The organism is Citrobacter sp. Cpo147 (genome assembly GCF_030332405.1).
Lineage (GTDB): Bacteria > Pseudomonadota > Gammaproteobacteria > Enterobacterales > Enterobacteriaceae > Citrobacter > Citrobacter portucalensis.
In genome coordinates this window covers 465,082-476,729 of record NZ_JAOWHX010000033.1, presented here as the reverse complement: position 1 = coordinate 476,729, position 11,648 = coordinate 465,082, and the positions used below count along the sequence as shown (strand labels likewise).

Genomic DNA, 11,648 nt, shown 5'->3' with positions numbered 1-11,648 from the left:
ATCATGACGAAATTAACCTGTTTCAAAGCCTACGATATTCGCGGCAGGCTGGGCGAAGAGCTGAATGAAGATATCGCGTGGCGTATTGGCCGCGCTTATGGCGAGTACCTGAAGCCAAAAACGATTGTCCTTGGCGGCGATGTGCGCCTGACCAGTGAGACGCTGAAGCTGGCGCTGGCGAAAGGACTGCAGGATGCAGGCGTGGATGTGCTGGATATTGGCATGTCGGGTACCGAAGAGATTTATTTTGCCACTTTCCACCTGGGCATTGACGGCGGTATTGAAGTGACCGCCAGCCATAATCCGATGGATTACAACGGCATGAAGCTGGTGCGGGAAGGGGCTCGGCCCATCAGCGGTGATACCGGTCTGCGCGACGTGCAGCGCCTGGCGCAAGCCAATGACTTCCCGGCGGTTGATGAGACAAAACGTGGCCGCTACCAGCGCATTACTACCCGTGATGCCTACATTGACCACCTGCTGGGTTACATCAATCCAGCCAATCTGAAACCGATGAAGCTGGTGCTCAATTCCGGCAACGGCGCGGCAGGTCCGGTGGTTGACGCCATTGAAGACCGTTTTAAGGCGCTGGGCGTGCCGGTCGAGTTCATCAAAATTCACAACATGCCGGATGGCAACTTCCCCAACGGTATTCCCAATCCTCTGCTGCCGGAATGCCGGGCCGACACGCGCAATGCGGTGATTGAACACGGCGCGGATATGGGGATTGCCTTCGACGGTGATTTTGACCGCTGCTTCCTGTTCGATGAAAAAGGTCAGTTCATTGAAGGCTACTACATTGTCGGCCTGCTGGCGGAAGCGTTTCTGGAGAAGAATCCGGGGGCGAAAATTATCCACGACCCACGCCTGTCCTGGAACACCGTGGATGTGGTGACGGCGGCAGGCGGTAAACCGGTGATGTCTAAAACCGGGCACGCGTTTATCAAAGAGCGGATGCGCCGTGAAGATGCCATTTATGGCGGTGAAATGAGCGCGCACCACTATTTCCGCGATTTTGCCTATTGCGACAGCGGAATGATCCCGTGGCTGCTGGTGGCGGAGCTGCTGTGTCTGAAAGGGCAGTCGCTGGGCGAACTGGTTCGTGACCGGATGGTGGCCTACCCGGCGAGCGGAGAAATAAACAGTACACTGGCAGAGCCGACGGCGGCGATTGCGCGCGTGGAGCAGCATTTTTCCCGTGAGGCGTTGTCGGTGGACAGAACGGACGGTATCAGCATGTCGTTTGTCGACTGGCGCTTTAATTTACGCTCATCCAATACCGAACCGGTGGTGCGCCTGAACGTGGAATCGCGCGGAGATATTCCGTTGATGGAAGCGCGAACGCGCACTCTTCTGGCATTACTGAATCAGTAATGCTGGTGCTTCCTTTGCCCGAAGCTGGGCAAAGGGTGACTAACAGGAACCACGATGACACATCTAAAAAAGCGCGAACGCGCCAAAACCAATGCGTCGTTAATTTCGATGGTGCAACGCTTTTCAGATATCACCATCATGTTTGGCGGGTTGTGGGTAATCTGCGAATTAAGCGGTTTGCCTTTCCTGTACATGCACCTGCTGGTGGCGCTGATCACGCTGGTCGTTTTTCAGATGCTCGGTGGCATAACGGATTTTTATCGCTCCTGGCGCGGTGTCAAAATTTCCACTGAGCTGGTGCTGTTGCTGCAAAACTGGACGCTGAGTCTGATTTTTTGCGCAGGTCTGATCGCCTTTAATAACGATTTTGATAACCGTCTCGCTGTCTGGCTGGCGTGGTATCTGCTATCCAGCGTTGGCCTGGTGTTGAGCCGTTCGTTTATTCGCTACGGCGCGGGATGGTTGCGTAATCGCGGTTATAACACGCGCCGGGTGGCGGTGGCAGGGGACCTGCCCGCCGGACAAATGCTATTGGACAGTTTTCGCCATGAACCTTGGCTGGGATTTGAAGTGGCGGGGGTCTATCACGATCCTATCCCTGGAAAAAACTCCCGCGACTGGGCCGGTAATCTGCAACAGCTGGTGGACGACGCCAAAGCCTCTCGTATTCATAACGTTTATATCGCCATGTCGATGAGCGATGGCGCCAGCGTCAAAAAACTGGTTCGTGAGCTGGCCGACACCACCTGTTCGGTGATCCTTATTCCTGATGTCTTTACCTTTAACATTCTGCATTCACGGATTGAGGAGATGAATGGCGTTCCGGTGGTGCCGCTGTATGACACGCCGCTCTCGGGGATTAATCGTCTGTTAAAGCGCGCGGAAGATATCGTGCTGGCTTCGCTGATCCTGCTGCTTATTTCTCCGGTGCTGTGTGGCATAGCGCTACTGGTAAAACTGACCTCCAAAGGACCGGTGATTTTCCGCCAGACCCGCTATGGCATGGACGGCAAACCGATCAAAGTCTGGAAGTTTCGTTCGATGAAAGTGATGGAAAACGACGCGGTGGTGACGCAGGCGACGCAAAACGATCCGCGCGTTACCCCTGTGGGGAATTTCCTGCGCCGAACATCGCTCGATGAACTGCCGCAGTTTATTAACGTGCTGACCGGAGGCATGTCTATCGTCGGGCCACGCCCACATGCGGTAGCGCATAACGAACAGTATCGCCAACTGATCGAGGGGTACATGTTACGCCATAAGGTGAAACCGGGGATTACCGGCTGGGCGCAAATCAACGGCTGGCGGGGTGAAACCGATACGCTGGAAAAAATGGAAAAACGTGTGGAATTTGACCTCGAATACATTCGCGAGTGGAGCGTGTGGTTCGATATCAAAATTGTTTTTCTGACGGTATTCAAAGGCTTTGTCAACAAAGCGGCGTATTAACATGAGTTTACGAGAAAAAACGCTTAACGGCGCAAAGTGGTCGGCGATTGCCACGGTGATCATCATTGGTCTGGGGCTTATCCAGATGACCGTACTGGCACGGATTATTGATAACCACCAGTTCGGGTTGTTAACCGTGGCGCTGGTGATCATCGCGCTGGCCGATACGTTGTCTGACTTTGGTATCGCCAACTCAATTATTCAGCGTAAAGAGATTGGCTATCTTGAACTGACCACGCTGTACTGGCTCAACGTTGGGATGGGTATCGTGGTATGCGTGGCGATGTTTCTGTTGAGCGAGACGATTGCCCATGTGCTCAATAACCCAGAACTGGCACCGCTCATCAAAACCTTATCACTGGCGTTTGTGGTGATACCGCACGGGCAGCAGTTTCGCGCGCTGATGCAAAAAGAGCTGGCCTTCAACAAAATTGGCATGATTGAAACCAGTTCGGTACTGGCCGGTTTTACCTTTACCGTAGTCAGCGCCCATTTCTGGCCGCTCGCACTGACGGCCATTCTCGGGTATCTGGTAAACAGTACGCTACGTACGCTGCTGTTCGGCTATTTTGGTCGCTGGATTTACCGTCCGGGGCTGCATTTTTCTCTGGCATCGGTTTCGTCGAATCTGTGTTTTGGTGCGTGGCTGACGGCAGACAGCATCATCAATTACATCAATACCAACCTTTCCACGCTGGTTTTAGCCCGCACGTTGGGAGCTGGCGTGGCGGGCGGATTCAATCTCGCCTGGAATGTGGCGGTTGTCCCCCCGATCAAACTGAACCCGATTATCACCCGCGTGCTGTTTCCGGCGTTTGCCAAAATCCAGGACGACAGTGAAAAGCTGCGAGTGAATTTTTACAAGCTGCTGTCGGTGGTTGGGATTATCAACTTCCCGGCGCTGCTGGGACTGATGGTGGTGTCGAATAACGTGGTGCCGCTGGTATTCGGCGAGAAGTGGAACGGCATTATCCCCATCCTGCAACTGCTGTGCATTGTTGGGCTGCTGCGCTCGGTGGGGAATCCAATAGGATCGCTTTTGATGGCGAAAGCGCGGGTTGATATCAGCTTTAAATTCAATGTGTTCAAAACCTTTCTGTTTATTCCCGCCATTTTCATCGGTGGACATCTGGCCGGGGCAATTGGCGTGACGCTGGGCTTTTTGTTGGTCCAGGTGATTAACACAGTCCTCAGCTATTTCGTGATGATTAAACCTGTTCTTGGCCCCAGCTACCGCCAGTACATGCTCAGTCTTTGGCTGCCGTTGTATCTCTCCTTGCCAACCCTTGTGGTGAGTTATGCGCTGGGTGTGTTGCTGCATGGGCAACTGTCGTTGGGCGTGTTGTTGGGGAGCCAGATAGCGGCAGGGGCGCTGGCGTTTGCGCTAATGATGGTGCTGTCGCGTCATCCGCTGGTGGTGGAAATAAAACGCCAGCTCTGTCGCAGTGAAAAAATGAAAACCTTGCTCCGTGCAGGATAAGAACAACGCTTTAAGAGGTCATAATGAAACTATTAATTTTGGGCAACCATACCTGCGGGAACCGAGGGGATAGCGCGATCCTGCGCGGTTTGCTGGATGCCATTAACGCGTTGCGTCCTGAGACTGAAGTGGATGTTATGAGCCGTTACCCGGTGAGCTCCTCATGGTTGCTGAACCGCCCGGTGATGGGCGATCCGCTGTATTCGCAGATGAAGCAACACAACAACGCAGCGGGTGTTATGGGGCGCGTGAAGAAAGTGCTGCGTCGCCGCTATCAGCATCAGGTACTGCTCTCGCGTGTTACCGACTCCGGTAATCTGCGCAATATCGCTATCGCCCAGGGTTTTACCGATTTTGTTCGTCTGCTGTCGCGCTATGACGCCATCATCCAGGTCGGCGGATCGTTCTTTGTCGATCTGTATGGCGTACCGCAGTTTGAACATGCCCTGTGTTCGTTTATGGCGAAAAAACCGTTGTACATGATTGGTCACAGCGTGGGGCCATTCCAGGATGAGCAGTTTAATCAACTGGCGAACTACGTGTTTGGTCACTGTAATGCGTTGATTTTACGTGAATCCGTCAGTCTTGATCTGATGAAGCGCAGCGCAATTACCACGGATAAAGTTGAAACAGGCGTGGATACGGCCTGGCTGGTCGACAATCATCATGAGGATTTTGAGCCAGGTTATGCGGTACAGCACTGGTTAGATATGGCGGCTAAACAGAAGACCGTTGCCATTACATTACGCGAGTTGGCCCCTTTTGATAAGCGTCTGGGGACAACGCAGCAGGCCTATGAGCAAGCCTTTGCCGGGGTGGTGAACCGCATCCTCGATGAAGGTTACCAGGTGATTGCACTGTCAACCTGCACCGGTATTGATAGTTACAACAAAGATGATCGCATGGTGGCGTTAAACCTGCGCCAGTATGTTAACGATTCGTCCAGATATCACGTGGTGATGGATGAACTTAACGATCTGGAGATGGGGAAGATTCTGGGAGCATGCGATCTGACGGTGGGTACTCGCTTGCACTCGGCCATCATCTCGATGAATTTTATGACGCCAGCCATCGCCATTAACTACGAGCATAAATCGGCAGGGATTATGCAACAGTTGGGGTTACCGGAGATGGCTGTCGATATTCGCCACCTGCTCGATGGCAGTCTGGAAGGAAAGGTCGCCGATACCCTCGGACAGTTACCTGATCTGAACATACGGCTTGGGGATGCTGTGACACGCGAACGCGAACGCGGGGTACACATGGTGCAGTCGGTTTTAACGCGTATTGAGGGGGAAAAATGAAGATTGGCTTTTTCCTGCTTAAATTTCCGCTCTCTTCTGAGACCTTTGTACTCAATCAGATAACCGCATTTATCGATATGGGCTACGACGTGGAGATTGTCGCTTTGCAGAAGGGCGATCTTGAAAATACGCATGCCTCATTTAATACCTACCGGTTGGGTGAAAAAACGCGCTGGTTGCTCAATGAACCGGAAAGCAAACTGGCGAAGCTGAAATATAGGGCCGCGGCGGCTCTGCACGGTCTCACCCGCGCAGCGACCTGGAAGGCGCTTAATGTTGCACGCTATGGCGAGGAGGCGCGCAATCTGATTTTGGCGGCTATTTGCGGCGGGAATCCGCAGGCGTTTCAGGCAGATGTCTTTATTGCTCATTTTGGGCCGGCAGGCGTAACCGCCGCCAAGCTGCGTGAGCTTGGGATGATCCGCGGAAAAATCGCCACGGTTTTTCACGGCGTCGATGTTTCGCATCGGGATGTGCTTACCCGCTATACCCCTGAGTATCAGCAACTGTTTCAACGTGGAGATTTGATGTTACCCATCAGCAATCTCTGGGCCGGACGTTTAAAAAACATGGGATGCCCGCCGCAAAAAATCGCGGTTTCGCGTATGGGTATCGACATGACGCGTTTTACCCCTCGCCAACTGAAAGCACCAGCTGCACCGCTGGAAATTATCTCTGTCGCCCGGTTAACCGAGAAAAAAGGACTGCACGTCGCCATCGAAGCCTGTCGACAGTTAAAAGAGCAGGGCGTCTCATTTCGTTATCGCATCCTGGGTATCGGCCCTTGGGAGCGTCGTTTACGTACGCTGATCGAGCAATATCAACTTGATGACGTGATTGAGATGCCTGGCTTTAAGCCCAGTCATCAGGTAAAGGAGATGCTTGAGCAGGCGGATGTATTTTTACTGCCGTCGATTACCGGAAGAGACGGCGATATGGAGGGGATCCCGGTGGCGCTGATGGAGGCGATGGCGGTAGGTATTCCGGTGATTTCTACCGTTCACAGTGGGATCCCTGAGCTGGTCGAGTCGGGCAAGTCTGGCTGGCTGGCACCGGAAAATGACGCGCAGGCACTGGCAGAGCGTTTAACGGCATTTAGCCTGCTCGACAGTGAGCAGGTACAGCCGATTGTGCAGTGCGCGCGCGAAAAAATTGAAACTGAATTTAATCAGTTAGCTATCAATAAACAGTTAGCCAGCCTGCTGCAAACGATGTAAATCGAGGTTGTATGTCAGAGAACAAACTCTCACGCCGTACTTTTCTGACGGCAGGCTCTGCGCTTGTCGTGCTGCATTCTCCCGTTGTCCGGGCGCTTGAATCATCGGACAGCGTCAACATTCAGGATTACAACCCAAAGGATTGGGTCGCTTCTTTCAGGCAGGCGTTCAAAGAAGGACAAACGGTAGTCGTACCCAAAGGACTGGAATGTAAGGATCTCAATACCGCTATCGTTATTCCTCCTGGCAAAACGCTACACCTCCAAGGGCGAATAAGCGGCAATGGCCGAGGGCGCTTTATTCTGCAGGATGGATGTAAGGTGATGGGCGAGCAGGGCGGGAGCCTGAGGAACGTTACCCTCGATGTGCGCGGTTCGGGCTGCGTAATAAAAGGGATTGCCATGAGTGGTTTCGGGCCAGTGACGCAAATCTATATCGGCGGCAAAACACCGAGGCTGATGCGCAATCTGACTATTCAGGATATTACCGTCACACGTGCTAACTATGGGATTCTGCGTCAGGGCTTTCATAATCGGATGGACGGCGTAAAGATTACAAACTGCCGTTTTAGCGATCTACAGGGAGATGCCATTGAGTGGAATGTGGCGATCAACGACAGCAACATCCTCATTTCTGATCATGTCATTGAACGTATTAACTGTACCAACGGCAATGTGAACTGGGGCATCGGCATTGGACTGGCGGGCAGTACCTATGACAATACCTATCCCGATGAACTGGCGGTAAAAAACTTTGTCGTGGCGAATATCACCGGTACCGACTGTCGACAGCTAGTCCATGTAGAGAACGGCAAACATTTTATCATTCGTAATATCACTGCACGAAATATTACCCCAGATTTTAGTAAGAAAGCGGGCATCGATAATGCGACGATCGCTATTTATGGCTGTGATAATTTCGTGATTGATAATATCAATATGGAAAATAGCGCAGGTATGCTCATTGGCTACGGTGTTATTAAAGGACGATATTTATCCATTCCGCAGAACTTTAAGTTAAATAATATCCATCTGGATAACACAAAACTTGAATATAAATTACGCGGCATTCAGATCTCATCAGGTAATGCAACGTCGTTCGTGGCCATCACCAACGTTGAGATGAAGCGAGCCACGCTTGAGTTGCACAACCAACCGCAGCACCTTTTTTTACGTAACATCAGAGTGATGCAGCAATCCGCAACAGGACCCGCGCTAAAGATGCACTTCGATCTACGCCAGGATGTGCGCGGCAAGTTTATGGCCAGACAGGACACACTACTCTCACTGGCCAACGTACATGCGGTAAACGAAAGCGGGCAAAGTTCAGTTGACATCGATCGGGTAAACCATCAGGTGGTGAATGTCGAAGCGGTGAATTTTCGACTGCCGGGGCAGGGGAGGTAACTTTGCGACCATTCCTGGCAAAAGTTATACCCGCCTGGGATTAAGATTACTGCATTCCGCAGTTAAGCGGCGTAACATACGCGGCATCGGAGTAATGTAATTCATACTGGCTAAAACAAGCTAAAAAGCTATAATTCAGCAACAATTGAATAGGTGAATGACTTAATGATTAATTTGAAAGCAGTTATTCCGGTAGCAGGTCTGGGGATGCACATGTTGCCAGCCACGAAGGCAATCCCTAAAGAGATGCTGCCGATCGTAGACAAGCCGATGATTCAGTACATTGTCGACGAAATTGTAGCTGCCGGTATCAAAGAAATCGTTCTGGTGACTCATGCGTCTAAGAACGCGGTTGAGAACCACTTCGACACCTCTTACGAACTCGAATCACTCCTTGAGCAGCGTGTTAAGCGCCAGTTATTAGCCGAGGTTCAGTCTATCTGTCCTCCGGGCGTGACTATCATGAACGTTCGTCAGGCTCAGTTGCTGGGTCTGGGGCATTCCATTCTTTGTGCTCGCCCTATCATTGGCGATAACCCGTTTGTCGTGGTATTACCTGACGTCGTTCTGGATACCGCAAGTGCGGATCCGTTGCGCTACAACCTCGCTGCCATGGTGGCACGTTTCAATGAAACCGGGCGCAGTCAGGTGCTGGCTAAACGTATGGAAGGTGATCTGTCTGAATACTCTGTTATTCAAACCAAAGAGGCTTTGGACAACGAAGGTAAAGTCAGCCGTATCGTTGAGTTCATTGAAAAACCCGACCAACCGCAAACGCTGGATTCCGATCTGATGGCCGTAGGGCGCTACGTGCTTTCGGCTGATATTTGGGCAGAACTGGAAAAAACTGAACCAGGTGCTTGGGGGCGTATTCAGTTAACTGATGCTATTGCAGAATTGGCTAAAAAACAGTCTGTTGATGCTATGCTGATGACAGGCGACAGCTACGACTGCGGCAAGAAGATGGGTTACATGCAGGCATTCGTTAAGTATGGACTGCGTAATCTGAAGGAAGGTCCGAAGTTCCGTAAGAGCATCGAGAATCTACTGAGCGAATAGAAGTTCACGTCTTTGTGACGGCAAGCCAGAAAAAATAGCGGCAGTTAACATCCCAGCTTCTATGCTTTAAGCAATGGAATGTTACTGTCGTTTTTTATATTAAAAATGAAGGATTACAATAAGTTAACCTACCAAGTTTAATCTGTTTTTTGTTGGATTTTTTCTTGTTTCTGGTCGCATTTGGTAAGACAATTAGCGTTTGAATTTTAGATAGCTTCGCGCTAACTGGTGAGGCTAGTTACATCATTATCATTAAGTAGTGCTCTGGTTGCTGCAAAGCCAGGGGCGGTAGCGTGCGTAATGCCCAGAAACGTGCATTATGTGCCAGCATATTAATAGTATTCGTATAAACGATATTCGGAATTAAACGTGAAAATACTAGTTACTGGTGGAGCGGGTTTCATTGGATCTGCAGTAGTTCGTCATATTATTAAAAATACTCAGGATACCGTTGTTAATGTCGATAAACTTACCTACGCCGGTAACCTGGAGTCCCTTGCCGAAGTCAGCGAAAATAATCGCTACTATTTTGAACACGCGGATATCTGTGATAAAGCGGCAATGGAGCGTATTTTTGCCACTCATCAACCGGATGCGGTGATGCACCTGGCAGCTGAAAGTCACGTTGACCGCTCCATTACAGGGCCAGCAGCATTTATCGAAACGAATATCGTCGGTACTTATGTACTGCTGGAAGCTGCTCGTGGCTACTGGAACGAGCTGGATGCAGATAAAAAACAGGCATTTCGTTTCCATCATATCTCCACAGATGAAGTATATGGCGACCTGCCACACCCTGACGAAGTATCTGCCGGTAGCGTGTTGTCTCTGTTTACGGAAAAGACAGCATATGCGCCGAGTAGCCCATATTCTGCTTCAAAGGCCTCAAGCGATCATCTGGTTCGCGCATGGTTGCGCACCTACGGCTTCCCAACAATTGTCACCAACTGTTCCAATAACTACGGGCCATATCACTTCCCTGAAAAACTAATCCCGCTGGTGATTCTGAATGCGCTGGAAGGTAAAGCATTGCCAATTTATGGCAAAGGCGACCAGATTCGCGACTGGCTTTATGTCGAAGATCACGCCCGAGCGTTGTACACAGTTGTGACTCAGGGAGTTGTAGGTGAAACCTACAATATCGGTGGTCATAACGAGAAGAAAAACCTGGACGTGGTACATACTATTTGCGACCTGCTGGATGAAATCATACCGAAGGAAGGTTCCTACCGCGATCAGATTACTTATGTCGCGGATCGCCCTGGGCATGACCGTCGCTACGCGATTGATGCTGAGAAAATCAGCCGTGAACTGGGCTGGAAGCCGCAGGAAACCTTCGAGAGCGGGATCCGTAAGACTGTTGAATGGTATCTGTCGAATACGCAATGGGTTGAAAATGTGAAAAGCGGCGCCTACAAGACGTGGATCGAACAGAATTACGGAGAACGCCAGTAATGAATATTCTGCTGTTTGGTAAAACGGGCCAGGTGGGTTGGGAATTGCAACGTGCGCTAGTCCCGCTGGGGAACCTGATTGCGTTAGATGTACATTCGACTGATTATTGTGGTGACTTTAGTAATCCACAGGGCGTGGCAGACACCGTACGTAGTATCCGGCCTGACGTTATCGTCAACGCAGCTGCCCATACAGCAGTAGATAAGGCTGAGTCCGAAGTTGAATTTGCCCGGTTGCTTAATATGACCAGTGTGGAGGCAATTGCCAGAGCTGCCGCAGAAATCGGGGCGTGGGTGGTGCACTACTCCACGGACTATGTTTTTCCTGGCACCGGCGAAACACCATGGCGCGAAACGGACGCTACAGCGCCGCTTAATGTCTACGGTGAAACCAAACTGGCGGGAGAAAAGGCGCTTCAGACGCACTGCGCCAACCATTTGATTTTCAGAACCAGCTGGGTGTATGCAGGTAAAGGCAATAATTTTGCGAAAACGATGCTGAAACTAGCAAAAGAGCGCGTAGAGCTTTCGGTGATTAATGACCAGTTCGGTGCGCCAACCGGGGCTGAACTTCTCGCTGACTGTACGGCGCATGCTATCCGTGTTGCGATGAACAAACCCGACGTGGCTGGACTCTACCACTTGGTTGCGGGTGGAACCACGACCTGGCATGACTATGCTGCACTGGTGTTCGACGAAGCCCGTAAAGCAGGAATTGAACTGGCATTGACCCAGTTAAATGCAGTGCCGACCAGTGCGTATCCTACACCCGCACGCCGCCCAACAAATTCTCGCCTGAACTCCGACAAATTCCAGAATAACTTTGGTCTGGTATTACCGCAGTGGGACGTTGGTGTAAAACGTATGCTGAATGAGTTGTTCACGACGACGGCGATTTGAACCTT

The 11,648-nt window shown here is 51.1% G+C and carries 9 protein-coding genes; all 9 read left to right on the top strand.

Annotation, left to right across the window (positions count from 1 at the left end):
* Positions 1-3 precede the first annotated feature (3 nt).
* Positions 4-1,374, top strand: a complete 1,371-nt coding sequence (gene cpsG, locus OGY06_RS14480) for a colanic acid biosynthesis phosphomannomutase CpsG (protein WP_164562617.1) — start codon at positions 4-6, stop codon at positions 1,372-1,374.
* 54 nt (positions 1,375-1,428) lie between these two features.
* Positions 1,429-2,823, top strand: a complete 1,395-nt coding sequence (gene wcaJ / locus OGY06_RS14475) for an undecaprenyl-phosphate glucose phosphotransferase (protein ID WP_008785190.1) — start codon at positions 1,429-1,431, stop codon at positions 2,821-2,823.
* A gap of 1 nt (position 2,824) precedes the next feature.
* Positions 2,825-4,303: a colanic acid undecaprenyl disphosphate flippase WzxC gene (wzxC, locus tag OGY06_RS14470; RefSeq protein WP_063940481.1), complete on the top strand. Its 1,479-nt coding sequence runs from the start codon at positions 2,825-2,827 to the stop codon at positions 4,301-4,303.
* Positions 4,304-4,326: 23 nt separating this feature from the next.
* The gene (wcaK, locus tag OGY06_RS14465) at positions 4,327-5,607 is read left to right on the top strand and encodes a colanic acid biosynthesis pyruvyl transferase WcaK (protein WP_003834242.1); all 1,281 of its coding nucleotides are present in this window, start codon (positions 4,327-4,329) and stop codon (positions 5,605-5,607) included.
* Positions 5,604-6,824 carry a colanic acid biosynthesis glycosyltransferase WcaL gene (gene wcaL, locus OGY06_RS14460; protein ID WP_063940480.1) on the top strand — a complete coding sequence of 407 codons (1,221 nt, stop codon included), beginning with the start codon at positions 5,604-5,606 and terminating at the stop codon, positions 6,822-6,824. Before wcaK ends, wcaL begins: the two co-directional genes overlap by 4 nt.
* An 11-nt stretch (positions 6,825-6,835) precedes the next feature.
* Positions 6,836-8,230, top strand: coding sequence for a colanic acid biosynthesis protein WcaM (gene wcaM, locus OGY06_RS14455; RefSeq protein ID WP_125112555.1), 1,395 nt, complete (start codon positions 6,836-6,838; stop codon positions 8,228-8,230).
* Positions 8,231-8,395: 165 nt separating this feature from the next.
* Positions 8,396-9,289 (top strand): GalU regulator GalF, encoded by an 894-nt coding sequence (galF, locus tag OGY06_RS14450; protein ID WP_125112554.1) that lies wholly within the window; start codon positions 8,396-8,398, stop codon positions 9,287-9,289.
* Positions 9,290-9,658: 369 nt separating this feature from the next.
* Entirely contained in the window at positions 9,659-10,744 is a 1,086-nt protein-coding gene (gene rfbB, locus OGY06_RS14445; protein ID WP_125112553.1) for a dTDP-glucose 4,6-dehydratase, read from the top strand.
* Positions 10,744-11,643 carry a dTDP-4-dehydrorhamnose reductase gene (gene rfbD, locus OGY06_RS14440; protein ID WP_125112552.1) on the top strand — a complete coding sequence of 300 codons (900 nt, stop codon included), beginning with the start codon at positions 10,744-10,746 and terminating at the stop codon, positions 11,641-11,643. The genes rfbB and rfbD overlap by 1 nt, the downstream gene beginning before the upstream one ends.
* The last annotated feature ends 5 nt before the right edge of the window (positions 11,644-11,648 follow it).